The organism is candidate division KSB1 bacterium (assembly GCA_034521575.1).
Taxonomy (GTDB): domain Bacteria; phylum Zhuqueibacterota; class Zhuqueibacteria; order Residuimicrobiales; family Krinioviventaceae; genus JAXHMJ01.
On the sequence record JAXHMJ010000003.1, the window covers coordinates 334,400 to 359,536 of the forward strand.

24 protein-coding genes are annotated in these 25,137 nt (G+C 48.6%); 16 read left to right on the forward strand and 8 right to left on the reverse strand.

Annotated elements, in window-relative coordinates:
• Nucleotide 1: 1 nt before the first annotated feature.
• The 6 genes from U5R06_09985 (at nucleotide 2) to U5R06_10010 (ending at nucleotide 8,013) form a co-directional block, all read left to right on the forward strand.
• Nucleotides 2-478 (forward strand): hypothetical protein, encoded by a 477-nt coding sequence (locus U5R06_09985; protein ID MDZ7723111.1) that lies wholly within the window; start codon nucleotides 2-4, stop codon nucleotides 476-478.
• The gene (locus tag U5R06_09990; protein MDZ7723112.1) at nucleotides 444-911 is read left to right on the forward strand and encodes a hypothetical protein; all 468 of its coding nucleotides are present in this window, start codon (nucleotides 444-446) and stop codon (nucleotides 909-911) included. Before U5R06_09985 ends, U5R06_09990 begins: the two co-directional genes overlap by 35 nt.
• Nucleotides 904-1,035, forward strand: a complete 132-nt coding sequence (locus U5R06_09995) for a hypothetical protein (protein MDZ7723113.1) — start codon at nucleotides 904-906, stop codon at nucleotides 1,033-1,035. The genes U5R06_09990 and U5R06_09995 overlap by 8 nt, the downstream gene beginning before the upstream one ends.
• Nucleotides 1,007-2,236 carry a glycosyltransferase family 39 protein gene (locus U5R06_10000; protein MDZ7723114.1) on the forward strand — a complete coding sequence of 410 codons (1,230 nt, stop codon included), beginning with the start codon at nucleotides 1,007-1,009 and terminating at the stop codon, nucleotides 2,234-2,236. Before U5R06_09995 ends, U5R06_10000 begins: the two co-directional genes overlap by 29 nt.
• Before the next feature lie 122 nt (nucleotides 2,237-2,358).
• Entirely contained in the window at nucleotides 2,359-6,996 is a 4,638-nt protein-coding gene (locus U5R06_10005) for a C25 family cysteine peptidase (protein ID MDZ7723115.1), read from the forward strand.
• 18 nt (nucleotides 6,997-7,014) lie between these two features.
• Nucleotides 7,015-8,013, forward strand: a complete 999-nt coding sequence (locus U5R06_10010; protein MDZ7723116.1) for a PorV/PorQ family protein — start codon at nucleotides 7,015-7,017, stop codon at nucleotides 8,011-8,013.
• Here U5R06_10010 and U5R06_10015 read toward each other — a convergent pair.
• From U5R06_10015 to murA, 5 genes are read right to left on the reverse strand one after another with little or no spacing between them, the layout of a single operon-like run.
• Nucleotides 8,010-9,188: an ATP-dependent helicase gene (locus tag U5R06_10015; GenBank protein ID MDZ7723117.1), complete on the reverse strand. Its 1,179-nt coding sequence runs from the start codon at nucleotides 9,186-9,188 to the stop codon at nucleotides 8,010-8,012. The two genes, U5R06_10010 and U5R06_10015, sit on opposite strands and share 4 nt — an antisense overlap.
• Complete coding sequence (locus tag U5R06_10020) at nucleotides 9,073-9,624, reverse strand: UvrD-helicase domain-containing protein (GenBank protein MDZ7723118.1); 552 nt, start codon at nucleotides 9,622-9,624, stop codon at nucleotides 9,073-9,075. Before U5R06_10020 ends, U5R06_10015 begins: the two co-directional genes overlap by 116 nt.
• Nucleotides 9,617-11,206 (reverse strand): UvrD-helicase domain-containing protein, encoded by a 1,590-nt coding sequence (locus U5R06_10025; protein ID MDZ7723119.1) that lies wholly within the window; start codon nucleotides 11,204-11,206, stop codon nucleotides 9,617-9,619. Before U5R06_10025 ends, U5R06_10020 begins: the two co-directional genes overlap by 8 nt.
• 4 nt (nucleotides 11,207-11,210) lie before the next feature.
• On the reverse strand, nucleotides 11,211-12,113 hold the full coding sequence (murB, locus tag U5R06_10030; protein ID MDZ7723120.1) for a UDP-N-acetylmuramate dehydrogenase: 903 nt from the start codon (nucleotides 12,111-12,113) through the stop codon (nucleotides 11,211-11,213).
• A gap of 23 nt (nucleotides 12,114-12,136) precedes the next feature.
• Nucleotides 12,137-13,417, reverse strand: coding sequence for a UDP-N-acetylglucosamine 1-carboxyvinyltransferase (gene murA, locus U5R06_10035; protein MDZ7723121.1), 1,281 nt, complete (start codon nucleotides 13,415-13,417; stop codon nucleotides 12,137-12,139).
• A gap of 127 nt (nucleotides 13,418-13,544) precedes the next feature.
• Between murA and ltaE the strand changes: the two genes are divergently transcribed.
• From ltaE to U5R06_10085, 10 genes are all read left to right on the forward strand, one after another.
• Nucleotides 13,545-14,579 (forward strand): low-specificity L-threonine aldolase, encoded by a 1,035-nt coding sequence (ltaE, locus tag U5R06_10040; GenBank protein ID MDZ7723122.1) that lies wholly within the window; start codon nucleotides 13,545-13,547, stop codon nucleotides 14,577-14,579.
• Between the two features lie 132 nt (nucleotides 14,580-14,711).
• Nucleotides 14,712-15,608 (forward strand): RNA polymerase sigma factor RpoD/SigA, encoded by an 897-nt coding sequence (locus U5R06_10045; GenBank protein MDZ7723123.1) that lies wholly within the window; start codon nucleotides 14,712-14,714, stop codon nucleotides 15,606-15,608.
• A 289-nt stretch (nucleotides 15,609-15,897) separates the two neighbouring features.
• Nucleotides 15,898-16,128: a hypothetical protein gene (locus U5R06_10050; protein MDZ7723124.1), complete on the forward strand. Its 231-nt coding sequence runs from the start codon at nucleotides 15,898-15,900 to the stop codon at nucleotides 16,126-16,128.
• A 28-nt stretch (nucleotides 16,129-16,156) separates the two neighbouring features.
• Nucleotides 16,157-17,284 (forward strand): hypothetical protein, encoded by a 1,128-nt coding sequence (locus tag U5R06_10055; protein MDZ7723125.1) that lies wholly within the window; start codon nucleotides 16,157-16,159, stop codon nucleotides 17,282-17,284.
• Nucleotides 17,285-17,335: 51 nt separating this feature from the next.
• The gene (locus tag U5R06_10060) at nucleotides 17,336-18,025 is read left to right on the forward strand and encodes an ABC transporter ATP-binding protein (GenBank protein ID MDZ7723126.1); all 690 of its coding nucleotides are present in this window, start codon (nucleotides 17,336-17,338) and stop codon (nucleotides 18,023-18,025) included.
• An 18-nt stretch (nucleotides 18,026-18,043) separates the two neighbouring features.
• A complete protein-coding gene (locus U5R06_10065; protein MDZ7723127.1) occupies nucleotides 18,044-19,213 on the forward strand; it encodes an FtsX-like permease family protein in 1,170 nt (389 codons plus the stop codon).
• A complete protein-coding gene (locus U5R06_10070) occupies nucleotides 19,210-20,472 on the forward strand; it encodes an FtsX-like permease family protein (protein ID MDZ7723128.1) in 1,263 nt (420 codons plus the stop codon). The genes U5R06_10065 and U5R06_10070 overlap by 4 nt, the downstream gene beginning before the upstream one ends.
• Nucleotides 20,469-21,200: an outer membrane lipoprotein-sorting protein gene (locus tag U5R06_10075; protein ID MDZ7723129.1), complete on the forward strand. Its 732-nt coding sequence runs from the start codon at nucleotides 20,469-20,471 to the stop codon at nucleotides 21,198-21,200. The genes U5R06_10070 and U5R06_10075 overlap by 4 nt, the downstream gene beginning before the upstream one ends.
• A 315-nt stretch (nucleotides 21,201-21,515) precedes the next feature.
• Nucleotides 21,516-22,439 (forward strand): M23 family metallopeptidase, encoded by a 924-nt coding sequence (locus U5R06_10080; GenBank protein ID MDZ7723130.1) that lies wholly within the window; start codon nucleotides 21,516-21,518, stop codon nucleotides 22,437-22,439.
• Nucleotides 22,432-23,481 (forward strand): tetratricopeptide repeat protein, encoded by a 1,050-nt coding sequence (locus U5R06_10085; GenBank protein MDZ7723131.1) that lies wholly within the window; start codon nucleotides 22,432-22,434, stop codon nucleotides 23,479-23,481. Before U5R06_10080 ends, U5R06_10085 begins: the two co-directional genes overlap by 8 nt.
• Here U5R06_10085 and U5R06_10090 read toward each other — a convergent pair.
• The 3 genes from U5R06_10090 to U5R06_10100 are packed head-to-tail and all read right to left on the reverse strand — an operon-like array spanning nucleotide 23,453 to nucleotide 25,136.
• Complete coding sequence (locus U5R06_10090; GenBank protein ID MDZ7723132.1) at nucleotides 23,453-23,908, reverse strand: hypothetical protein; 456 nt, start codon at nucleotides 23,906-23,908, stop codon at nucleotides 23,453-23,455. The genes U5R06_10085 and U5R06_10090 overlap by 29 nt on opposite strands.
• On the reverse strand, nucleotides 23,908-24,339 hold the full coding sequence (locus tag U5R06_10095; protein MDZ7723133.1) for a hypothetical protein: 432 nt from the start codon (nucleotides 24,337-24,339) through the stop codon (nucleotides 23,908-23,910). Before U5R06_10095 ends, U5R06_10090 begins: the two co-directional genes overlap by 1 nt.
• A complete protein-coding gene (locus U5R06_10100; GenBank protein MDZ7723134.1) occupies nucleotides 24,336-25,136 on the reverse strand; it encodes an inositol monophosphatase family protein in 801 nt (266 codons plus the stop codon). Before U5R06_10100 ends, U5R06_10095 begins: the two co-directional genes overlap by 4 nt.
• Nucleotide 25,137: the final 1 nt, after the last annotated feature.

Here is a 25,137-nt window from a genome sequence, read left to right on the forward strand (position 1 = left end):
AATGCGGCAGTGTTTGATGCATTACGCAGCGGGTGTATTGTGTTTTTTTATTCTGCTCACAGGCTGCACTCAGCAATCGACCCAACCCGGTCAATCGAAATGGCAGCCCTTTAATTCCGGACTGCCGCAGAACGTATCTGTTCTTACTATTGATCAGAGCGTAAAGGCGCCGCAGGTTCTGTATATCGGCACGTTCAGCGGTGTATACAAACGGCTGCCGGGGAGTGACTGGACATCTGTTCAATCCGGATTGCCGCTCAAACATATCAGCGCGGTTGCGGTTCATCCGCAAAATGCTGATCTCGTGTTCTGCGGTACCTGGGGACGGGGACTTTACAGGTCCGAGAACGGCGGCGACAGGCTGGGAAAACATCTGGCCGGATGCAGCCAGTCCGCATATTTCGCATATACTACTCAGTGGTTCGGATTATCGGCAGGTGTGGGTGGGAACCGAAAACGGTATTTACCACAGTCGTGACCGGGGAGATACCTGGCAGCATGCGATGACATTCGGAAGCGTGAAAACCATCTCGGTGCATCCCATGAATCCGGATATCATATTCGCCGGGGTTGATATCAAGGGCAATTACAAAAGCACCGATGGTGGACAAACCTGGTCTTTGATCAATGAGGGGGTTCACTCTAACGGTGAAAGTACGGCTGCAGCCAATTCATTTGTTTTTCAAACGGATCCATCCAATACCCTTTATATGAGTACAGGATGGGTGGATGTGTATACTTCCGATACTGCCGGAAACTCCTGGTCGAAAACAGGGGACTTGCTGACGGAATTGAATGTCCAAAGACTGATTCAGGACCCGGCAAAGCCCGAACACTTTTGGGCCGCTACTCAATATGACGGTGTTTATGTCTCGAACAATTCCGCGGGTGTCCTGGCAGTCCATGAATAACGGCTTGCCGCATGCGGAGGGAAACCGCATCCGAATCCATGATTTGATTTTGGGTTCCGGTGGGGACCGGGCGTTGTATACGGGACTGAACAGCTATGGCATTTACAAATATGCGCTTGACTAGATCAAAAACAGCCTTTTTCCTTTTCCTGGCTCTGTTTATCGGCAGTACAATACGTTTTGTTTATATTGCCCGTCTCGACCCGGGGGTCCATTGGCCGGATGAACAGGATTTTATGACTCTGGCTGAAAATCTTGCACACGGACGCGGCTTTGCACTTGAGGGAGAACCGACTGCTTTTCGCGCGCCCGGATACCCGTTGTTTCTGGCGCCCTGGTCATGGTTGAGTGCATGGTCGGCAACTTTGATTCGGGCCTTGCACGTATTTCTTAACCTGTTGATCATGATACTGGTATTTATATTGACCCGCCGGTTTTTTTCAAAAATCGCCGCCCTGCTTGCGGTCTGGATTATCGCCTTTTATCCCTATTACATTTTTTTAACCGGCACAGTGCTGTCGGAACTCTGGTTCATTCTCTTGCTGCTCGGCAGTACTTTTTTGCTTTGCCTCTATCGCGATCAGCCGTTGCGTTCGCTGCTTTTTGCAGCCGGTATTCTGATGGGAACAGCTGTATTAACCCGTCCATCGGCTGTGATCCTTGCGGCTGCAGCGATGCTGTGGCTGTTTACGGTTGTTAAGAAACAATATCGTAAAGTTATTCCGCTGTTCGTCCTGGGAATGATTGTTATCGTTTTGCCCTGGATGGCGCGAAATCGGATTGTGATGGGACGCTGCAGTATAACCTTGAACGGCGGTCGCAATTTGTGGCTCGGGAACAATCCTGAAACCACAGTCAACAGCGGCAGCGATATTGATCTGCCGCCCGAATTGAAAGCAAAAATGTACAGCAGTTCAGAAGTAAAAGCCGATTCTATTTACAAAACACAAGCGTTTTCGTTTATTCGGGAACATCCGATGCACACGGCCGGGCTCTGGCTGCAAAAAGGGCTGGCGCTGTGGCGCCCCGGACCTTCGCCCACAACCGGAGGTTACACAAAGCGCGGAACTTGTATCCGTTTGGCGAGTTACCTATCGTATGGTCCTGTTTTTATGTTGGCTGTGTTGAGCTGGTTTTGGGCAGACCGGCGCAAACGCGGGATTATACGCCTGTGGATATATTATGCGGCGGGATTTACCGTGCTGCATGCGATGTTTATTACCAAAGTACGATTCCGGCTGCCTCTGGATGTTTTTTTGATTATTCTGGCCGCCTATGCAGCGGTGCGCATCTATGAAAAATACAGAATTGGACCTCTCGAATAAAGAAAGCGGTGCATGAACAAAAAACGTTATATGATACTTTTACTTTTCCTGCCCTGTTTGCTGATTGCCGGAGAACACGGCTTTTCCATGAAAATTGTAGAGCCGGCAATTCCCGGATTGTAGTGGACCTGATTTTTGATTCACTTTCCGTCACCCAACGCGTGCGCGACGGGAATGTGGTCGGTTCAATTTCCATCCCGCAGTGCCGAACTTTGTACACTCCCGGCTTTCCCGAAGTCCCTGCTGACCATTTGCTGCTGGGGATTCCGCCGACCGGTACGCCCGGACTGGAGATTGTCTCGCAGCATATCGAAACTCGGCAAATCCCGATGCCCCTCATTGACGATGAACACGTGCTGTCCTTTTCGAACCGGGAATCTGACTGGTTTCCGGCGCGCATTGCCGAACTGGGTGAACCGGCGGTGATGCGTAACCAGCGGGTTGTCCCCGTGCGTCTTTATCCGGTTCGCTATCAAAAATCAACTCAGATGCTGCAGGTTGTCCGCTCCTTGCGTTTGCGTATCCGTTTTGACGGCGCAACATCAAGCATGGGCGCCCTGTCGGCAGAGACCGCATTTGAACCCGTCTATCGGACACTTTTGGATAATTTTGAAAGCAGCCGTCCCTGGCGCCTGTCCGGCAAGCCGCAGGGAGCCGGGCTTGCAAAAACCGGCGCTAAAGATGCATACGATCACCCGCGCTATAAAATTGAGCTCTACAAAGACGGGGTTTATGGAATAACCGGCCGGGAACTCGCTGATGCCGGGGCGGATATCACACAAATTGATCCCAATACGATCACTCTGTCAAATCGGGGCGAACAGATTCCCGTTCTGGTGCTGGGCAAAGGAGACCGCGCCCTGAATTATAACGACCGGATTGTGTTCATCGGTGAACACAACCGGGGTGATTATTCTTATAATTCTTACTATTCGGATACCAATGTTTATGTGCTCAGCTGGGGACAGTCCAATGCACAGCGGTTCGCCAAGGTGTTGTGTATACCGGAAGGAACCGAAACGGATACCCTGAATGCGTCCGAAACCACCCTGCATTTGGAACAGGATGTTCAGTACCGGCGATTGGTTGGCTATGATGATCCCACCCAGGATCACTGGTTCTGGCAGCGCTTCGAAGACGGCGCGTCTTATGATGTGAATGTCAATTTGCCGGCTGTGAACAATGCCTTTCCGCTGTATGTTCGTGCCGGATTTTACGGTGTGACATCATCAAGCGAGGCTGAGGTTGATCATCATGTGGTGGTTTACCTGGGCGGGACACGCCTGGGTGATGCTTATGCCGACGGCATGGTTCCTTTTGAATATAAAAGTCCGCAATCTCTCGTTCCTGATCTGACGGATACCAGCACAGTACGGTTTGAAATGCCGGGAGACCTTGATGTGCCGGCGGACCATGTCTATTTCAACTGGGTGGCTGTCGACTATACTCAAAATCATACAGCCCGGAACGGTCTGTTAAAACTCAAGCTCTCGAACACCGATCAGGTCGTCCAGGCTAAAGGATTTTCAAACGATAATGTGTTGATGCTGAGCAAAGACGGTCGTCACTTTGTGCAGCCGGAGGTTCGTCATACACAGGAGGGATACGCCTATTGTTTCAAGCAGTCCTCCCTGGTGTCCACCACCCTGTACATGATTGAGACGGACCGGCTAAAGTCAGTGAAAACCATCCGCAAAGATGATCCGTCTGATCTCAAACAACCGGGTCAGGTTGCCGATTATGTGATCATCAGCCATATGGATTTTGCAGATCAGGCCAGGCGACTGGCGGATTTCAGAACATCGCAGGGGTACCAGGCCATGGTCGTTGATATCGAAGATGTGTACGACGAATTCAGCGACGGTCTCTACGATCCGCGCGCCATTCGCCGGTTTCTGAAATACGCTTATGAAAACTGGTCTGTTTCGCCTCTTTACGTACTCTTGATGGGAGATACTACGTATGAAATGGATAAATGGCTGCACAAACCGGATATCCGCCCCTCCTATGTACCCAGTATGATGCAGTACACCAAAACATTCGGATTTACCTCCAGTGATAATTATTTTGTAGCTGTAGCGGGAGAGGATATTCTACCGGATATGTATATCGGCCGCCTGCCGGTGGCGTCTGTTGAAAACGCCGAACATATGGTACAAAAAATTATAGATTATGAAACGCAAGGGGATGTCAAGGAGTGGCGCCGCAATATCTGCCTGGCAACCGGGGATGAAGATTTTTTTGATTTGTGCGGTCAGCATGCCGCGGAAAATGTCATTCCCGATCGATACATAGTCAATTGGGCGTCCACGCGTTATTCCTCTCCTTATTACAGCACCACCGAAGATCTGATCAACTGGATCAATTCCGGTCAGTCTGTGATTACCTTTATTGTTCACGGCGCCAGCGAACAGATCGCGGACAAGCGGCTGCTGCATGTGGATGATATGCCGAGGCTGACCAATCAAAACCGTTATCCGTTCGGCATTGCTTTATCCTGTTATCTGAGCCACTTTGACCATCCGACTGATGAGTCCTTTGGTGAAAAATTACTGATTGCTAAAGACAAGGGACTTTTGGCGCTGTTCGGGTCTGTAGGCAAGTCTTATCAGTATATTGATTATTATATGAACGAATCGCTTTTCAATACCATTTGCTCATCTTCAGCCACCACTTTGGGTGAAATTGTTAACCGGGTCAAATACGATCTGCTTGCCACGTCATCCGAGTTTTGGGAACCGATCGTCAATTATGTGCTTTTGGGTGATCCGGCTTCGAACTTGCAGCTCACCCGTGATCTGATTGACTTGACTTTTTCAGATAAAGTGCTGGCGTCCGGCGAAACGCTGACGGTTTCCGGCAGTATCAAAAATGCAGCCGCCGGTACCGTTTACTGTTCTTTATGGACCCTGAGTGATTCTCTGATCAGAACCCGCTCATTTCCCGTGACCAACGGCCGGTTTTCCGGAAACCTGGTAACCTATTCCTCTGCCCTGGCGTCCAAACTGAATCGGCATGAGGGAATCGGGGTGGTGAGAGCTTATTTTTCAGACGGGAACCGGGACGCCGCAGGAGCCGAACGTTTTGGTCTGGCCAAACCCCTTGTTGATTCCGTGTACACTCTGCCCCGGTATCCGCAGATCGGAGATTCGGTGCATATGGTGCTAAACATCGATCCGGGGGTGGTCGAGGAAGTCAATGGAATAGAATCAGTTGAGCTGCAGTGGTCTTTGAATGAGCAGAACTGGAATTTGGTAGAGATGATGTGGAATGAGGATGCCTGGATCACCCGTGAACCCGTGGTTCAGGAATACAGCCGGCCGGTTTATTACCGGCTGGAGATCGTCAGCGGCAACGGCAATACAACGCTGACGGATGTATACAGCTATCGTGTGAACCGTCATCCGGATCTGAGAATTAGCGGAGATGTGAGCTTGGTGCAAAAGGAGGAAGGGACATGTCTGCGGGTGCCTTTGGAAAATGTCGGAGAATCCGCTTGTTCAGAGTTTGGGATCAAAGTGCTTAAAGGTCTGGATACACGAGTGGCCAATCGATGGATCGAAAATTACCGGGTCAGGCATATGCCTGCGGCGCGCGATTCCGTGATTTATATTCCGACTCCTCAAGTTGAGCCAGGCGGCCTGAATCTGGTTTTTATCCTGGATGCCGATAACGAAATCAAGGAAGAACGCGAAAGCAATAATGTGAGCACTGCTCAGCTTTTGCTGGCCACTCCGGAGCAGGGCACTGCTGGTCAGCATTTCTGGCCGGGGCGGAACATTGCTGTAGAAATGGCGCCCGGTGTATTGTCGCGCACAGCATCGTTGCATCTGACTCTGGTTGGAAACGATACTTTGCTGCGGTCGGCTGAGCAGGCGATGCTTCAGCCTTTGAACGGGACGGACGGCAAAAAAATGATTTATCACATTAAAGTGGGTGAAGAGACCCGGAACCTGAACGGCGATTTTAGTATTTCCGCCCGGGTCGGGAATCTGGACAGCCGGCAGACTGCGGATATACGCTGGTTTGCATGGAATGAACGCCGCAACGGCTGGCAGGGTCTGCAAACTGAGCAGAAAGACAGCCTTGTGAAAGCGGACTGTCCGGCAAACTGCCGGCGCTTTGGATTGATGCTGAGCCGTGACAACCAGGGCCCGCGCATTCATGTGGGAGTGGAAGGCCAGAATTTTGCAAACGGCGACCTGGTGAACCGCCATCCCACGTTCACTTTGTTGCTAAAAGATTCAAGCGGTATTCACGTGGACCCGTCTCAATTGTCTGTTTTTCTGGATGGGCAAAAAGTGGCGGATGAAAATATCGGAATTTCCATCGAGCGGGAATCGCAAAAAACGGCGTTATTAACCTATTCTCCGGACATTTCTTCCGGCTCACATCAGCTCCGGATTGAGGGAACGGATGTTGTCGGCAATACCACGGTGAAACAGGTACAATTTAATGTCGCATCCGAATTTTCACTCGAGTTTCTCGCCAATCATCCCAATCCCTTTTATGAGGAAACGACGTTTGCATTTTTGCTTACGGATATGGCGAGCAGGGTGAGTCTTAAAGTGTTTACGGTTTCCGGCAAACGCATCCGCACATTTGAACGGATTGACATATCGGGATATCAGGAAATTGCCTGGGACGGCCGGGACGAATGGGGGAATGAACTGGCAAACGGCGTATACTATTTAAAATTTACGGCCGTACAGGGCGGCAAGCGCATTGAACGCATCGTCAAGCTGGCAAAACTGCGATAAGGAATGCAACGAGTGAGAATGTATTTAAAAATAGCGTTGGTTTTGATTCCGGTGGTATTTTCCGTCTCAAAGGCCGGAGAGTATGCCGCGGATTTTCTGAATATTGATGTGGGTGCGCGGGCGGCCGGAATGGGCGGTGCATTTACCGCGATCGCAGATGACGCCACGGCGTTTTACTGGAACCCGGCAGGCCTGGTCTCGCAAAATGAAATCCGTTTTCACGCCGATCATGTGCCTGTTTTCAACGGACTGGCGCAGTACAATGTCTTGAGCGCAGGATTCCCGGTGCAGCAAAATGCCGCTTTGGCGGTTGGATGGATTCGTCTGGGTGTGGATGATATTCCCCGCTATGCCCCTCTGCTCAGCACCACCGTGGACCGCCTGACGTCTCCGCAAAACCGTTCGGATGGTCAGCCTATCGGCTATTTCTCTGACAATGAAAACGCATTTTTTGTCTCGTTGAGCGCTGCCGCCTTTTCCGAATGGGATATCGGATTCGGATATAATAAATATACGGTGCCGATCGAGTTTTCTTTCGGATTGTCCGGCAAATACATTCTGCATCAACTGGATGATCATGCGGGCTCGGGGCAGGGCATTGACGCCGGTCTGCGGATGCGATTTTACAACAAAATGAATGATCTGCCCGCTGCTTCCTGGCTGAGCATTGGGTTGATGGCCCGGGATGTATCGCGTACCGCCATTCTTTGGGATACATCGACGAAACAGCAGGACCGGATTGATCCCCGCTATCGGCTGGGCGCCGCTTTTTCCCTGCCGATTGGCGGATGGAATTCGCGGGTTACCGTCTCGTGCGACCGGGATTTGTCGGACCAGGTCTGGTATGCCGGGGCTGAACTTGACTTTTTTGATACGGTTGTACTGCGCGGCGGGTACCGGCAGCAGGGTCCGTCAGCCGGAGCGGGATTGACATTGGGGATGTTTCGGGTGGATTACGCATTTGTCATGCATGAATTGGCCCATACCCACAGGGTTTCGGGCGCTGTGCATTTTTAAAACAATTCCAACTGACGGTCGCGCGGTTTTTTCTTTGATTTTCGAACCCCGCGTTCAATCAGAGATTCAGAGATGGGAGCCAGAAAGCGGGAGGGCTCTTGATGAGCGGGTTTGTGCCAGATGGTGCGTTTACCTGCGTGGGTCAGATACAACAGCTGCTTTGCGCGTGTCATACCCACATACAAAATTCTGCGCTCTTCTTCAATATCATTGCGTTGACCTTTAATGATATAGGGAATCATACCTTCCTCGCATCCCGGTATAAATACAACCGGAAATTCTAATCCCTTTGCAGCATGTATGGTCATCAATCGAACCCGATCAGCCCGCTCGTCAAATTCGTCAATTGATTTCTGCAGGACCAGTGCATCGGCAAACTGTGCCGGATTGGCATGGAATGTTTCAGCGAGTTTCTGCAATGACCGATAATCCGTGGAAAACCAGTCATCATCTTTGAATGTTTTTTGAAACGTATCGTGCAAAAACTGTAAAAGCTTTGTAGGCAATGTGCCGGGTTGAAATGACAGAAACGTTTCCTGAAATCTGTAAAATTCATCCTGGAGGTCAAAATATTCTTCAATGGGCTGCCAATAGTGGCTATTGTGGTGTCCCAGATGCAGACGCAGCGCGTGATGAACAACATTGACAAACGGATGCTGCAGACTGTGGGTATGATCATAAAACTGATAAGGAATACCAGAGCGTGTCAGGGCTTCCACAACCGGCGGCGCCAGTTGTTTGCTGCGTATTAAAACAGCAAAGTCGGAAAAGCCAAACTCGCCTTTATCCTCGCTTTGCACCCGTTTGCTGTCCATGGAAAAAAATGTGGTGCCGCCCACCAGTTGTTCGATCCGATGCACAATGCCTTCAGCTTCCGAGCGCTCGGTTGACGAGGTTTCGATATGTACCTTGACCTGAGGATCAATATGACTCCACAATTCCTGTTCGTCGGTCGATTTTCCCAGCATTTGCATAGAAGCGGTCAGTACGTTTTGCGCGGAGCGGTAATTGCGTTTCAGACTGATCTGCCGGGCGTGCGGAAAATCGGCAGTGAATGATTTAAAAAACCCGGATTGTGCGCCCCGGAATCCATATATAGCCTGATCCGGATCGCCGATAACACAGACATGCCGGGCGGATATGGCAAAATATTCGAAAAAAATCGTACTGAGCATGGTTGATATCCTGAAATTCATCCACTGCAATACAGGTATAGCGTTTGAGCAGATCACGCCGGATATCCGGGCTCTGGCGAAGCAGCCGTACCGTCAGACCGATCAAGTCGTCGAAATCTACCGCGTTCATCTGCAGCATTGTATTTTCATAGGCCTGAAAAACATCGATCAGATGTTCATCATATCCGGTCAATTCGTCCGGTGGTATCGAGTCCGGCGAGTAACCTTTGCCCTTTAAAAGCGAGATTCGCTCCAGATCCGAACGTTTGAAAGAAACAGATTCCTTCAAGAGTGATTTGAAAATGATTGTTTTGTTCCGGATTGATGATCGTAAATCCGGGCGTGCGTCCGAAAAAGAACCGGAATCACGCAGGATTTGCGCGCCAAACGCGTGAAAGGTCTGTATGGTGATGTTTTGCGCTGCTTTTTCACCCAAAAGCTGGAACAGACGCCGTTGCGATCTCCTCCGCCGCCTTGTGGGTAAACGTGATCGTTAAAATCGCATCAGGTGGGGTATCTCCGGTCTCTATGAGAGAGGCGATGCGATGCGTTAGAGTGTGGGTTTTTCCGGTACCCGGCCCGGCTTGCACAATCAGCGGCGATCCGCGGTGGCGGATGGCCGCTTCCTGATCTTCATTTATTCCGTAAGGTTCTTTTTGATCCGCTGCCTTGTTTTCGGGTTCGGTCCGGAGGGACTGCTTTTGCGGCTTTTTTTTCAACACGGATTTCGATGATGGCTGAAACAGGGCGTCCTGGTTCATGATCTTTTCCCGTTCTCCCGGTTTGAATATGCGGATCACACCGAATTCGCCGTCATAGCCGGGCTGCGGATTCACCTCTCCGGCGCGCATGCGTTTGACGGCTTTTGCAGTCAGGTCTCCGCCCGCCCTCTGTATGTCGTCGATCGGAATATCTACAAGTATGGAGAGCTCTGATCCCAGGTTGTTCAATAGCTTGAAATAAGCCGTATTGACGCGTTTGGATTGTGGCCCCACCTGCATAACTTCGCTCAGCACTTCGGGGAGCGGAATCAGGCTGTGGAAGGGGGGGGCGGATTCGGGTCTGAATCCTGGCGGGCGGTCGGCCAGTTGCTCAACCCGATAGCTCACACCCAATGTTACGGGCTTGCCGCATTCCGGACACAGATGATCATGTGCCATGGTTTCCGGCGGACGCATCATGCATGAACATTTTCGATGCCCATCCATGTGGTATTTGCCTTCTTCAGGAAAGAATTCTATGGTTCCCAAAAATGAGTCGCCGCTTCGAATCGCATCGAACAGCCCTGAATAACTCAAATCCGTGTCCACAATATTGGCTTCGCGCGCCAGTTTGGCCGGTGAGTGGGCGTCAGAGTTGGAAACCAGAGTATAGCCGTCCAGTGCAGAGAGCCGCCAGTTCATGGGCGGATCGCTGGACAATCCGGTTTCCAGTGCAAAAATATGCGGGGTTAGATCCTCAAAACAGTCCTGGATGCGGTCAAATCCAGATTTTGATCCAAATAGCGAAAACCAGGGTGTCCAGATATGCGCGGGAATCAGGTATCCCTGGTCATGTGTGTCCAGGACAATTTCCAGCAGGTCGCGCGCATCCAGTCCCAGGATGGGGCGGCCGTCTGAATGGATGTTGCCGATTCGATCCAGCGTGTTTTGAAATGCTTGTACGGCGTCAAGAGATGGAAAGAAAACCACATTGTGATTTTTTCGGACCCGTTCGCCTTTTTTATAAATACTGCTGATCTCGCCGGACAGAATAAAACGAACCTCTGATTCACAGGCTTTGGGAACCTCGGACTGGGTTTGCTTTTGATACTCCGGTTTCAGCTTGAAAAATCCTGTCCCGTCCGGTTCCAGTTTTTCGCGCATCTCTTCAAGCCATTGCGGATGCGTAATATCGCCGGTGGCAATAACCTGCAGACCTTTAATCTGGGCCCATTTGTTCAAATGCTCCAGGTTGAGCTGTTTGCTGGTCGCGCGTGAATAGTAGGAATGTATGTGCAGATCCGAAATATATTTCATAATATCAGTTCAGGTACATGACTTCGCGTTCGAGTTTGATGCCGAATTTTACCTGTACACGCTTTTGCAGGATGCGTTCCAGTTCGAGCATGTCCTGTGCGGTGGCGTTGCTTTTGTTGAAAAAAATATTGGCATGTTTGGGGTGAACGGCAGCATCCCCGACATGGGTTTGTTTGCTGCCGACAGCATCCAAAAATTTTGCCGCTGCGGTGGCGTTGCCATGCTCGTCTTTGATGTTTTTGAACCAGGAACCGGCAGTCTTGGTTTCCGGGGGCGGTAGTTTGGCCGAACGTTTTTCACTAATGGCGTGGCAGGCGTCCCGGATCGCAGGTCGATCGCCTTTTTCAAGCTGGAATTCCGCCTGAAGAATCCATGCATCTGTTTCTTTTAAAAATGAATGACGGTAGCGGAACTGAAAAAAAGAAGCGTCCACAAACCGGATGTCTCCGTTTGCGTCCATAATTTTGGCGCGTACAAGATGGTTTCCCACATTGTCGCCATAAGCGCCGGCATTGCCGAACACAGCGCCGCCGATAGTGCCGGGGATACCCGACAGGAACTCAAAGCCGGTGAGCCGGTTATCGATGCAGAATTCGCTGATCTGAGCCAGACTGGCTCCGGCTTCTGTCACCAGTGTGTTCCCGGCAGCCAGACTTATTGCGTCAAAGCGGATGACTGCAACCAGACCGCGGTATCCCGTTTCCGGAAAAAACACATTGGTGCCGTCTCCCAAAGGCAGAAAACGCAAATTGCGCTGCTTGCAGAAATGATACAGCTCGATGAAAATATTCTGGTCACGCACGCCGATCAGATAATCAGCCGGACCGCCGATATGAATATTGGTATAGTCCGCCAGGGACACATTCATACGCACAGGCAAGTTGGGGGGAAATTCTAATGGTTGCATTTCAATCAGTGAGTTAAATTCAATCAGACGACTCTTTTTATATCCGCTCCCAGGGACTGCAGCTTGCCTTCAAGGTCTTCGTAGCCACGGTCAATTTGTCTGATATTGTAAATTGATGTTTTACCCTTGGCGCACAAGGCCGCAATGACCAGGGCCATGCCGGCGCGGATATCAGGACTGTGAACGGTGGTTCCGTACAGGGTCGATGGTCCCACAACCACAACGCGATGCGGATCGCAGAGTACAATACGCGCTCCCATGCCGATCAGATGATCGGTGAAAAACATGCGCCCGTCGTACATTTTTTCAAAAAACAATGCGGTACCCGTTGACTGGGTTGCCGCTACAATGACCATGCTCATCAAATCAGTCGGAAATGCCGGCCAGGTGCCGTCATCAATTTTAGGTATATCCCCGGCAAAATCCGGCTTGATCATTAGATGTTGGTCCGCCGGCACGGTCAGCTCTTTCTCTGATATCAAATAGCGGATACCCAGTTTGCGGTACGTTGAATCGATGACCCTGATTTCTTCCGGCACGGTATCCTGAATGGTGATTTCGGACTTTGTAATTGCGGCCAGGACAATATAACCGCCGATCTCTAAAAGATCGGAACCAATGGTATGCTCGGTTCCGGATAATGATTCTACACCTTTGATGTGCAAAATATTGGTACCCAGACCCTGGATGTCAGCGCCCATATTGATCAACATCTGCGATAACCCTTTGACATGCGGTTCGCAGGCCGCATTGCTCAGAACGGTTTCTCCCTCTGCCAGCACCGCAGCCATGAGTGCGTTTTCGGTTGCGGTTACGGATTGCTGCTCGAAAAATATATCAGCGCCTTTTAATCCGTCGTGTTCCAGTACAAAGGATTCTTTAATTTCCGATACGCGCACCCCCAGGCTTTCAAAAGCCAAAAAGTGATCATCCAGACGTCTGCGGCCAATAACATCTCCGCCGGGCGGGGGAAGGACCACGGACCGGGAACGGGAGAGCAGAGAACCGGCCAACAGAATAGCTGCGCGCAGCGTGCCGCACTGTTCACGGTCCGGCTCGGAGCTTTTCAAGTGGTCGCACTGAATTCTGTAACTGTTGGGTTTTAATCGATCAACCCGGGCGCCTAGGCTTTTCATGATTTGCAGCATGATGCGCACATCCAGAATATCCGGTACATTGCGCAGGGTTACCGCTTTATCGGTTAAAAGACACGCGGCAATGGCGGGCAGCGCTTCATTCTTGTTGCCCTGGGGCTTGATAACACCGTTGAGAGATTTTCCGCCTCTGATTTCAAACTTTTCCATAATCTTCCGTCTTTGTTTAATCGATTCTAAAAATAATCAATTTGCTCAAAAGAACAAAATGTTTTATCAAAATTGGATTGTTTTTGCGATTTCTTTTGTTGTATATTTTTGAAAAAAGGGAGCTGATATGCGTGAATGGATTGATCTCAGAAGTGATACGGTAACTCAACCCAACCATGAAATGAGAAAGGCGATGGAACTGGCGCCGGTTGGAGATGATGTGTTTGGAGAAGATCCATCAGTAAACAGGCTGCAGGAACGGGTAGCAGAGCTTTTGGGAAAAGAAGCCGCACTGTTCATGCCCAGCGGAACGATGTGCAACCAGGTTGCCATTAACAGTCATACACAACCGGGGGATGAGATTCTTTGTGATGCCAACTGTCATATCCTTAATTATGAAGCCGGAGGTCCGGCTCGCCTTTCCGGAGTGCAGGTGTTTCCGTTGCAGGGTGAAAAAGGAATTATTCATGCAGACCAGGTTGAACAATCAATCCGTTCTAAAAATCCGCATTTCCCGCGAACTCGTCTTGTTGAGATAGAAAATACTCACAATCGAGGCGGAGGAAAGCTGTTTCCCCTAAATGAGATTGTAAAAATCAGTAAAGTGGTCAAAAAACATCAGCTCGCCCTGCATTTGGATGGTGCCAGATTATGGAATGCTCACATTGCCAGCGGTGTTGGCCTAAATGAGTATGCGCGGCACTGTGATTCAGTATCCGTTTGTTTGTCCAAAGGCCTGGGAGCTCCGGTTGGGTCTGTCCTGGCTGGTGATCTTGAGTTTATTGATAGAGCGTTGTTCGTCCGCAAAGTGTTCGGCGGCGGTATGCGGCAAGCCGGAATTCTGGCGGCCGCCGGTCTGTATGCACTGGATCATAATATTCAGCGTCTGGCAGAGGATCATGAACATGCCAAACAACTGGCTTGTCTGTTATCAGAGCGGGGCGCTAAAGTTGATCTGGATTCGTGTGAAACCAATATTGTGATCGCAAGCCTAAACGATTTGCCGATTGACGCACAACAGTTTACAGAACGATTAAAAGAAAAACGAGTATTGGTTTTGCCGGTCACAAAGCAATCCGTACGTTTTGTGACGCATCTCGATATCACGGATGAAAAACTAAAAGCGGCAAAAAAAGCGCTTGCAGAATGCCTGGATTTTTAAAATTTGGAACTTTTTTTTTATTTATCGCTATAATTAAATAGAACGGTATTGACATTTAGGTAAAATTAGAGTATATTTAATGATACCTGTTTTGTAACCCATCACCATTCATAAAGTTATTGTAAGAGGTACATGAATACACCAAAAGTTGACAATTTTGATGACAATGACTTTGTAAAGCGCGATTCCCTTCAGAAAAAGAAAAAACGGCAGAAAAAGGAAATTCGCACCAAAGAGTCCATTGAGAAATACCTGGAAGAGATCGGCAATTTTTCACCCCTGCCTCCGGAGCAGGAAATTGAGCTTGCCACTCGGATTCATCAGGATGATCAGGACGCTTTGGAAGATTTGGTCAAGGCAAATCTTCGCTTTGTCATCAGTGTGGCCAAGGAATATCAGGGACAGGGACTTCCACTCCAGGATTTGATCAGTGAGGGAAACCTCGGATTGATCAAGGCGGCTCAGCGGTTTGATGAGACACGCGGATTCAAGTTTATATCCTATGCGGTATGGTGGATCCGTCAGTCTATCCTTCAGGCGCTTGCCGAACAATCCCGGGTTGTACGTCTCCCGCTGAACCGTGTGGGCGCTATTAACAAAGTCGGTCGCGCATTAGAGTCTCTTGAAAAAGAGTACGGCCGCGAACCCAGCATGAATGAAATCGCCAACAAGATGGAAATGACGTCCTATGATGTTTCCGATGTGATCAAAACCTCGGCGCGTCATTTGTCTTTGGATGAGCCGTTCAAAGAGGATGAAGGCAACAGTCTGCTCGATGTCCTGCAAAGCGATCGATATGAACCACCGGATGGTCAATTGATGCGCAGTTCTCTCAGAAATGAAATTGAAAAAGTATTGTCCACTTTAAAATCCAGAGAAGCGGAAATTGTAAAGCTTTATTTCGGTCTGGACGGAGATCGGCCTTTGACTCTTGAAGAGATTGGTGAATATTTCGAACTGACCCGAGAACGAGTCCGACAGATCAAGGAAAAAGCCTTGCGCCGACTTCGACACCGGTCGCGGCTTTGATCCATTAAGAAAATATTTAGGTTAATACTAAAGCCCTTTTAAAGGGCTTTTTTTATGGGGTTTGAGTACATTGTTTTTTTCTGATTCCTGAACTATTTTATACATCAACATTGAAAAATGATTGACATTTCAGTTTATTGTTTACATATTAGATCGATGGTCGCTCGATAAACAGAGATGAGGCAATGAACCGAGTTGCAAAACCTTGTGACGAACGTAAAAATGAAATTCTGTCCGCTGCCCGGACTGCGTTTTTCACAGGGGATACCATGCCACGTCGGTTAACGGTTTGATTAAACGTATCGGCATCGCCAAGTGGACCTTTTATCATTACTTTCATTCAAAACAGGGTCTGCCGGTCGAATTGACGGATTTGTTCTCGGATGAACGCCTGACGCTGATCTCCAATGAGCTCGAGCAAAACAAGTGTGATGCCTTGACCCAATTCCGGGAAATGTCTGAAAAAAGCCTGGCGTGGAAAACCCAAAACCGAAAAAATCTCATTGAATTGATGCTTTGAAAGTATTGATTGAACCGGAGAACGCCTGATGAATTGTATTTGCCGGTGGGCTGCGATGATTACTCTACTGCTGTTTGGGGTGCCGCAACCAGTGCCTGCTGTTTGGTTTACCGGACAAATTTCGAGCTATAACAGCCTTCAAAAGGCAGCAGAGGGCAGACGTACATTTGAATTTGGCAGTCGTTATTTACCGGAATTGACCCATGACATCCACAAGGATGCCGGCCTTTGTCTGGATACAAAAGTCTCAGCAAATATGTTCTGGTTTTATTCCCAGACCGGTCAGGAAGCGAATGCCAAGCTCTACAGATGCTGGTTCCGGTTTGCAACCCCCAAGTTTGAATCTCGGATCGGCCTGCAAAAGATCAATTTCGGACCGGCCAGACTGTTGCGCTCACTGATGTGGTTTGACCAGCTGGATCCGCGCGATCCTCTCAAGCTGACTGATGGCGTCTATGGTCTGCGTTTGCGTTATGATTTTGAAAATTTATCCAGTATCTGGCTTTGGGGACTTTTGGGAAACGGTGAGACCAAGGGGCTCGAATTCACTGCAACGCGCAAAGGTACCCCTGAATATGGAGGACGGCTGCAGATTCCGCTGGGTCCCGGCGAGATCGGAGTCACAACGCATCGCCGTATCACTAACCCTGAAACCACTGCCGGATATCGTTTATCAGGTTCGCGCGTCCCGGAAACCCGTATCGCTTTGGATGGAATCTGGGATGTTGGTCTCGGATTGTGGTTCGAATCCGCATTAATGTATGCGGATTACAGGTATCATCTGCTGGACTGGCAGTCTTTTATTACCTTGGGTTCAGATTATACCTTTCCGTTTGCCAATGGTGTTCATGTGCTGGCAGAGCATATGCTTTATACTGTGGGAAACCGGTCGTTTGACCGGAAACAACGCTTTCATTTGAGCGGAGTCATGCTGTCCTGTCCGGTGACCTGGCTTGATCAAGTTTCACTATACAGCATCTATAACTGGGAATCGCAAATGGCTTATCATTACCTGAGTTGGCAGCGAAGTCTTGACCGATGGCTGTTTCATGCCGGATTTTTCAAGCGCAGCGGAACTGCATCTTTTTTTCTGAATCAGACCGGTTTGCCGCCCGGACGCCACGGTCTGCGTTTGATGCTGGTGTTTCACTATTAATGACGGTTGATACTGTATAGGAGACGGTGCTGACGATACGAAAGGAAATCTATGCAAGATTCGATTTTTATCAAACTTGACCATTTGACAAAAACCTATGCGATGGCAAAAAGTGAATTTGTTGCCTTGTACAATATAAGCCTTTTATTCTCCAGAGGCGAGTTTACAGGGCTGGTGGGGCCGAGTGGATCCGGTAAAACGACTCTTCTGAATATCATCGGATCCCTGGATACTCCTACACGCGGCAATGCGACTGTTCTTGATCAGCCTGTCCGGGACCTGAACCAGAAACAGTCCGCGGCATTGCGCAATGAGTATATGGGATTTATTTTTCAAACCTATAATTTGCTGCCGGTCTATAGTGTGTATGAAAATGTTAAACTGCCGCTTTTGCTTTTGAAAAAACATACATCAGGGGAAATGGATAAAATGATCCGTCAGGCTCTGGACTGGGTGGGGATTTTGGATAAAATCAAGTTAAAGCCTGCACAGTTGTCCGGGGGAGAAGCTCAGCGGGTTGCGGTGGCCCGGGCTATGGTGAAACAACCGCTGATCGTGTTGGCAGATGAACCGACTGCCAATCTTGATTATAGAAACTCGCATAATATTCTGAAAACCATGAAACAGCTGAATCAGGAATTGGGTACAACATTCATTTTTGCGACTCATGATGAAAAAGTGATTCAATACCTGAACCGCAAGATCACTCTGGAAGACGGACGGGTGGCTCGAGATGAGTGAAAACAGAGGAAATGTACTATGCTGACGATACGTCTGGCTGTAAAAAATATTTTGGGCGCCGGCTGGCGGACCTGGCTGAATGTTGTTGTGCTTTCCATTGCCTTTGTTGCTATTATCGGTGTTCAGGGAGTATATGAAGGCATGAGCCGCCGCGCGATTGATGCGATGATACAAATGCAGCTGGGAACGGGACAGTTCTGGCATCCAAATTATGATCCTTATGATCCGTTTGCACTAAAAGATTCACATGCTGAAATTCCTGCTGCTCTGGACACTGCTGTTGCTGATGGCAATGCTGTGCCGATATTAATCTCTCAGGGTGTTGTCTATTTAAAAGGCCGCATGCAGTCTGTTTTGCTGAAAGGAATACCGCCCGGGCAGACTATATTAAAACTCCCGACCCGCGCCCTGAGTTCAAATTCTGAGATCTCGGCGGTAATCGGGTCCCGTATGGCGGCCAGTCTGGATGTTCAGACGGGTGATTATATAACCGTACGTTGGCGTGACGCTGAGGGTACTTTTGATGCGGCGGATGTCAGGATTGCCGCTGTCATGGAAACCACGGTTTCTGCGGTGGATAATAATCAAATCTGGCTTGCGCTCGATCAGCTCCGCTCTATGCTGGATATGCCGGGCCAAGCCACACTTGTTGTCCGTGGGCAGGAGATTGATCATTTGAGGTCTGCAGGGGACTGGGTGTTTCGCGATATTGATTGTTTGACCCAAGAGATACAGGAACTTGTCCAGGTGAAAACCGTATCCATGACCATAATTTATACGCTGCTCATGGCTATGGCGCTGCTGGCTATTTTTGACACCCAGATTCTCTCTCTGTGGCATCGGCGACGGGAAATGGGAACGCTCATGGCATTGGGAATGACAAGAGGAAAATTGATCCAGTTGTTTACGTTGGAAGGCGCCCTGCACGCCCTGCTCGCTATTCTCGTTGGGGCGGTGTACGGTATCCCGTTGCTGACCTGGTTTTCATATCACGGGTTTTCAATGCCGGATTACGCTCAGGATGCAGGCTTTGCTATTGGCGAAAAGATATTTCCGGAATACGGTGCAGGGCTGGTGATCGGAACCACCTTGCTGGTTTTGGTCTCCGTGACCGTGATCAGTTATTTACCGACCCGCAGAATTGCTGATCTGGAACCCACTGATGCGTTGCGCGGGAGGATGTCATGAAACGTTTCCTGTTAATGGGATTGCTGCGGGACCGTTCGCGCAGCTTGTTTCCATTTATTGTCACGACACTCGGTGTGTTCATTACCGTGTTTTTGTACAGTTTTGTAAAAGGAGAAATATCCGATATTATCGAAACCAATAGCCGTTTTTATACCGGCCACGTCAAAATAATGACCCGTGCGTATGAAAAACAGATGCAGCAGGCTCCGAATGATCTTGCATTGCTGAACGTCACGGATTTTATAAATCAGTTGCAGCAGACATTCCCGGACATTCACTGGGTTCCCCGGATCAAATTCGGCGGTCTGCTTGATATACCGGATGAAAAGGGGGAAACCCTGGAGCAGGCTCCGATTACCGGACTGGCTGTTCAATTGCAGGATGCGGTTCAACGTCTGAACATCAAAGATGCGTTGATCCGTGGAAGACTGCCCGATTCTTCGTTTGAACTCTTGATTAGCGATGAGTTGGCGCGTAAGCTAAAGGTGGAACCCGGAGACCCGGCAACTCTGATCAGCTCGACCCTGTACGGCGGTATGGCTATGTGTAATTTTACCGTTGCAGGAACAGTGCATTTCGGCGTACGGGCTATGGATCAAAGCGCTGTTTTGGCCGACATTGAGGATATTCGGGTTGCCCTGAATATGGGGGACGCAGCCGGTGAACTGCTGGGATTTTTTAAGACTGGACAGTATACTGAAAAACGGGCCAGTGCAGTACAGCAGGTCTTTAAAAACGAATTTGCAGCAGACGGAGAGTTTGCCCCGACTCTGCTCAAACTCAGTCAGCAGAATGATTTGGGCGCTATCATTGAGATGGTTGACTATATGTCCGGAATTATTGTCGGCGTGTTTGTGTTTGTGATGTCAATTGTGCTCTGGAATACAGGTCTGATGGGCACTCTGAGGCGATATGGAGAATTCGGTGTACGTCTCGCCATCGGCGAGCCCAAAAGCCATTTGTATATGACCCTGATTGGCGAATATTTGATGATCGGCTTTTTGGGTTCCGTATCCGGCACACTTTTGGGACTGGCCGCCTCGTACTATATGCAGGTTCATGGCGTTAATATCGGAGATATGATGCAGCAGTCTTCAATGCTGATGCCGGATGTAATACGCGCCCGTGTCACGCTAACCAGTTATTATATCGGATTTCTGCCCGGATTTCTGGCGTCCACAGTGGGAGCCGGAATAGCCGGTATTGGAATATTTAAACGCGAAACCTCACAATTGTTCAAAGAGCTGGAGGTGCAATGAAAGACTTTATACTTGTGCTGGGCATAGTCGGGACCTTGTGTTCGCAGCCACCTGATGCAAATGACATACTCGGGCAAATTGACAGCAATTTATCCGCAGAAACCATGATCGTAAAATCTACAATGATCATTCACGGCCGTCGGACAGATCGTTCAGTGACCGCGAAATCCTGGATTCATGGAACGAAAAAATCATTTACTGAATATCTGTCCCCACCACGTGAAGCGGGTACAAAAATGCTAAAACTGGAGGACCAGTTGTGGATCTATTCGCCGCAAACCGACCGTATCATTCGAATTGCCGGACATATGCTGCGGCAGTCTGTAATGGGCTCTGATTTGTCCTATGAAGATCTAATGGAGGACCCGGTACTGGGAAACATATACTCTGCGGAAATAATTGAAGAACAACGGGTGAATGACCAGCCGTGCTGGGTTCTGCATCTCCAGGCAAAGACCGATGATGTGGCTTATGCTACACGCAAAATATGGGTGGATCAATCCAAAATGATTATCCTTAAAGAAAACCGATATGCCAAGAGCGGCAAGTTATTGAAAACAACAAAGGTGCAGGAGGTCATGAGACAACAGGGTCGCTGGTACCCCGGAAAAACGGTTTTTAACGATGTATTGTCCTCCAGCAAAGGAACGGAATATGTCATCAAATCAATAGAATTCAATGCAGATATTCCTGATTATGTATTTTCCAAAGCTTCTCTTCGGAAATAATCAAATAAAAATATTGTTTTGATATTAGGACATAAATAGTTATATTGAATTGTTGTTCAAGTTTATGGCATGAATATTGTATACTGTGGTAACCAAAAAGAAAGCTGTTTTTGCAGGTTTTGTTACAATTATGTAATATGAATTTGAATATTGATACAAAATAATACAGTTTTTCCTTGACAAAAGTTACTAAAGTTTATATATTTAAAGAGCATTTTTCAAACCCGCCTATATTATAAATTGGCGCGGCTAACATCAAAAATTGGGGGCTAAACGAACAAAAGGATCGTTTTTAAATTCTATCAAAGGACGACTATGCGCGGAAAGAGATTCAAGTTTATTTATTTCTCAACAAGCCGTTCAGAAGTAAAAGAAATCAGTTTGGGCATCGATAAGTTAGCGATAGGCTTTCTCCTTGCGGTTGCTGTTGTCATTGCCGTTACGGGGATTTTTCTGCAGCTTTCAACAAATTTTTTCCAGAACGTCGAATTGTCCCGGTTGACCCGAAAGAATACCGAACTTGCCAATATGCTTTCCGTTATGGAACACCGGGTAGTGGATATTGAGAAAAAAGTTCTTTTGGTTGAAAAGCAGGATAACGATTTGCGCGTGTTTGCAGACCTGCCTAAAATTGATAACGATACCCGTCAGCTCGGTGTCGGTGGTATTGATGAAAAAACTTTTTCATCTTTTGCCTATTCGAATGACGAAAAGCTGGAGCAGGCTTTTAAAATCAAATCCTTGTTGAGTAATCTCAGTCAGCGAATGGATTTGGCCTATAACAGCCGTCAGGAAATTAAAGATGCGTATACCAAGCTCAATAATGATCTGGCACATATGCCTTCAATCAATCCTGTGCCTACCGGCCGCATCAAAAGTCGTTTTGGCTACCGCACAGATCCTTTTACCCAGAAAAGAAGATTTCATGATGGTCTTGATATCGCCGCTGCCCGCGGAACCGAGATTTACGCTCCTGCTTCAGGACGTGTAGAATCCGTTCGCCAGCGCTATTCTCCCGGACAGGGTTACGGACGATATATTGTCATTGACCATGGCAACGGAATCAAAACGAGGTACGCCCATTTGAAAAACTGCCTGGTTAAACCCGGAGAAACAGTGTCCCGTTATGCTTTAGTCGCCACGGTCGGAACCTCCGGTCGATCCACGGGGCCGCATCTCCACTATGAAGTCATTGTAAACGGCCAACCTGTCAATCCATTAAAGTACGTTTTTGATTAGTATAAAATTTTCAAAGCCTGCCGAGTGTATCGGCGGGCTTTTGTTGTTTTTGGGGCTTTTGTTCCCGGGCGAACCGGTGCGCGCTCTTGATCCGGCCGGCATTCAAAAAGCGATTGAACACAGCTTGTGCCAGGACTATGATACTGCGCTGGCGTTTTTTGACAGCCTTGAACTGAAATTTCCCGATCGCCCCGAACCCCGTTTCTACAAGGCATCTGTGATTCAGTCGAAAATGATGGATTATGAAACCCTGCGTTGGGAAGACGAGTTTCTACGTTCAATCGAATCTGCAGTTGATAAAGCAGACCAATGCTTGCAAAATGATCCCGGAGATCTGGATGCGGTTTTTGCCCGGGGCGCTGCAAAATCTTACAAGAGTTTTTATCTCGGCCGCCAGGCGAAATATCTCCAGAGTGTGCTTCTGGCCCGGCAGGGGATAGGGGATTTGCAGGATATCCTTCGAGCGGATTCCAGTTATCTGCCGGCGTATTTGGGACTGGGTAGCTATCTTTACTGGCGCAGCCGCATCACACAGTCCGTGAACTGGCTGCCGTTTTTTTCCGATCAGCGGCAAACCGGCATAAACTATCTGGAAAAAGTTGCAGATTCACAATCAATTGGACGCTGGAGTGCGGTTTCAAATTTGGCCTGGATCTATCTGGAAGAAGAGAACTGGGAGCAAGCGCTTTATTATTCACAAAAAGGTTTGCATGCCTTTCCGGACAGCCGTTTTTTTCTCTGGCCCTGCGGTGAGACCTTGCTGCATATGAAACGATATGCTGATGCGCTCCAGGTCTATGAAACGCTTTTGAATTCCGTGCTTGCAGCGCCCATCAATAACCATTACAATGAAATTGTGCTTTACTTCAAAATGGCGCAGTGTTGCCGGGGAATGGAGAATCCGCAGCAGGCAGTTGAATATTTGAAACAAAATCTGAATACAAAGCCTGATGCAGAGGTGCGGGATCGCTGTCTGGAAAAACAAAATAAAGCCAGGCAACTGTTGTGGGAAATCAATGCTTCCGCTGGTACTTTTGAATAAAAAATTCCAGTGCTATAACGAGCATAATCCATAACGGGATCAGGGGAAGCGTCTGGTGGGGCCAAAAAAGCCCGATTTCAAAAGATTGCCATGAAAACGGGAACAGCCAGTAATAACCGGATGAAATATGCTTTTGCAAGAGATCCAGTATAAAATGAAAAAAAACTCCCAGCGACAAGTAGGTAAAAGCAGCTTTGCGGATACCGGGGGCGAACAATTCAGTTGCGAGTGCAACAGCTATGATCATAAAGAACGGCGTATGAATACCCACCGTATACGGATACACCGCCGGGAAAATGATATAGAACGGACGGACCAGAATATCGGGTAAAATCACTCCCATGTATAGCAAAACCCGATTGTGGGCTGTCAAAAAGTAGCGACCGGCTAAATAAGCAGCAGCGGTATGTGTGATCAGATCCGGCATTATCGTTTCTCAAATTGCCGGTTTTTGAAATCAAATCTAAAGTGACGAAAAAACAGAATAACAACGACAATGACGGGAATCACAGACACCCAGATTTTGAGGCGCCGCTGTTTCATGATATGTATCTCTTTGGCCTGCAGCCATCCCGGTTTGTGAAAGACCGCTGAAAAATTGATAAAAACTCCGGGTTTGAGGTCGTTGACTCTGGCACTGTTCACAGGAATGAGCCGTCCCCGTTGTTTGATAATAAACCCGTCATGGGTGAGATTTTTTACTGTGGCTTCATTGCCAACCGTAATGGTTGTCCCGTCATATCGGTCCGGGTCCTGCAGGCACATTTGCAGTGTGATGTCCGGGATATGTATATATCCGTATAGAATCAATCCGGTCAGCACAGCAATGTAGATTGTAATCCGGATGAGGCGCATCATTGATCCACTATACCCTGAAATGTGTCCTGAATGATTTTTACCATGTGATCATATACATGCGCATTGGCGGCAATGGTGTTGCCGGTATCCAAAACTCTGTCTTTTCCGGCAAAATCCGTGATGCGGCCGCCCGCTTCCTGAATAATGCATTGGGCCGCTGCGATATCCCAGGGCTTTAGATTCAATTCCCAGAACCCGTCAAACCGGCCGCAGGCCACATAGCACAGATCAATTGCAGCGGACCCGGCTCTGCGGATACCTGAAACGTCCTGGAAAAGACGTTTGAAGGACTGTAGATAAACGTCAATCAGATCTTTGCTGCGGAACGGATATCCCGTGGCCAGCAGCGCGCGGGAGGCATCTTTGACATCGGAAACCTGAATACGTGTGTTGTTCAAAAACGCTCCCTGCCCCGCTTCAGCGACAAAGCATTCGTCTTGATTGGGATCATATACCACACCCAGGAGCACGTTGCGTTCATATTGCAGCGCTATGGAAACGCTGTACATCGGAACTCTGTGAATAAAATTGGTGGTTCCGTCAAGCGGATCAATGATCCATCGGTATTCACCTTGCTCGGCTCGATGGCTTTCTTCTGCGAGAAAGTGATGCCCCGGGTGTCGTGATTGAATGATATCGACAATTAACTTCTCAGAGTCTTTATCTGTTTTGGTTACAAAATCAAACGTGTCTTTTTTGTCGATTTCATGTTCCTGAAGCTGTCCGACCCGGTCCTTGAGCATCTCCCCGGCCTTTCTCGCCGCATACAGGGCGGTATCTATCGCTGAATAGTTCATA

What these genes read in the sequence shown, in the direction of transcription:
- U5R06_10095 (MDZ7723133.1), bottom strand. Translation starts at nt 24,339, where the DNA reads ATGATGCGCCTCATCCGGATTACAATCTACATTGCTGTGCTGACCGGA.
- U5R06_10070 (MDZ7723128.1), top strand. Translation starts at nt 19,210, where the DNA reads ATGAAACGTTTCCTGTTAATGGGATTGCTGCGGGACCGTTCGCGCAGC.
- U5R06_10055 (MDZ7723125.1), top strand. Translation starts at nt 16,157, where the DNA reads ATGAATTGTATTTGCCGGTGGGCTGCGATGATTACTCTACTGCTGTTT.
- ltaE (MDZ7723122.1), top strand. Translation starts at nt 13,545, where the DNA reads ATGCGTGAATGGATTGATCTCAGAAGTGATACGGTAACTCAACCCAAC.
- murA (MDZ7723121.1), bottom strand. Translation starts at nt 13,417, where the DNA reads ATGGAAAAGTTTGAAATCAGAGGCGGAAAATCTCTCAACGGTGTTATC.
- U5R06_10045 (MDZ7723123.1), top strand. Translation starts at nt 14,712, where the DNA reads ATGAATACACCAAAAGTTGACAATTTTGATGACAATGACTTTGTAAAG.
- U5R06_10075 (MDZ7723129.1), top strand. Translation starts at nt 20,469, where the DNA reads ATGAAAGACTTTATACTTGTGCTGGGCATAGTCGGGACCTTGTGTTCG.
- U5R06_09985 (MDZ7723111.1), top strand. Translation starts at nt 2, where the DNA reads ATGCGGCAGTGTTTGATGCATTACGCAGCGGGTGTATTGTGTTTTTTT.
- U5R06_10080 (MDZ7723130.1), top strand. Translation starts at nt 21,516, where the DNA reads ATGCGCGGAAAGAGATTCAAGTTTATTTATTTCTCAACAAGCCGTTCA.
- U5R06_10100 (MDZ7723134.1), bottom strand. Translation starts at nt 25,136, where the DNA reads ATGAACTATTCAGCGATAGATACCGCCCTGTATGCGGCGAGAAAGGCC.
- U5R06_10000 (MDZ7723114.1), top strand. Translation starts at nt 1,007, where the DNA reads ATGGCATTTACAAATATGCGCTTGACTAGATCAAAAACAGCCTTTTTC.
- U5R06_10010 (MDZ7723116.1), top strand. Translation starts at nt 7,015, where the DNA reads ATGTATTTAAAAATAGCGTTGGTTTTGATTCCGGTGGTATTTTCCGTC.
- U5R06_10065 (MDZ7723127.1), top strand. Translation starts at nt 18,044, where the DNA reads ATGCTGACGATACGTCTGGCTGTAAAAAATATTTTGGGCGCCGGCTGG.
- murB (MDZ7723120.1), bottom strand. Translation starts at nt 12,113, where the DNA reads ATGCAACCATTAGAATTTCCCCCCAACTTGCCTGTGCGTATGAATGTG.
- U5R06_10090 (MDZ7723132.1), bottom strand. Translation starts at nt 23,908, where the DNA reads ATGCCGGATCTGATCACACATACCGCTGCTGCTTATTTAGCCGGTCGC.
- U5R06_09995 (MDZ7723113.1), top strand. Translation starts at nt 904, where the DNA reads ATGAATAACGGCTTGCCGCATGCGGAGGGAAACCGCATCCGAATCCAT.
- U5R06_10060 (MDZ7723126.1), top strand. Translation starts at nt 17,336, where the DNA reads ATGCAAGATTCGATTTTTATCAAACTTGACCATTTGACAAAAACCTAT.
- U5R06_10025 (MDZ7723119.1), bottom strand. Translation starts at nt 11,206, where the DNA reads ATGAAATATATTTCGGATCTGCACATACATTCCTACTATTCACGCGCG.
- U5R06_10015 (MDZ7723117.1), bottom strand. Translation starts at nt 9,188, where the DNA reads ATGCTCAGTACGATTTTTTTCGAATATTTTGCCATATCCGCCCGGCAT.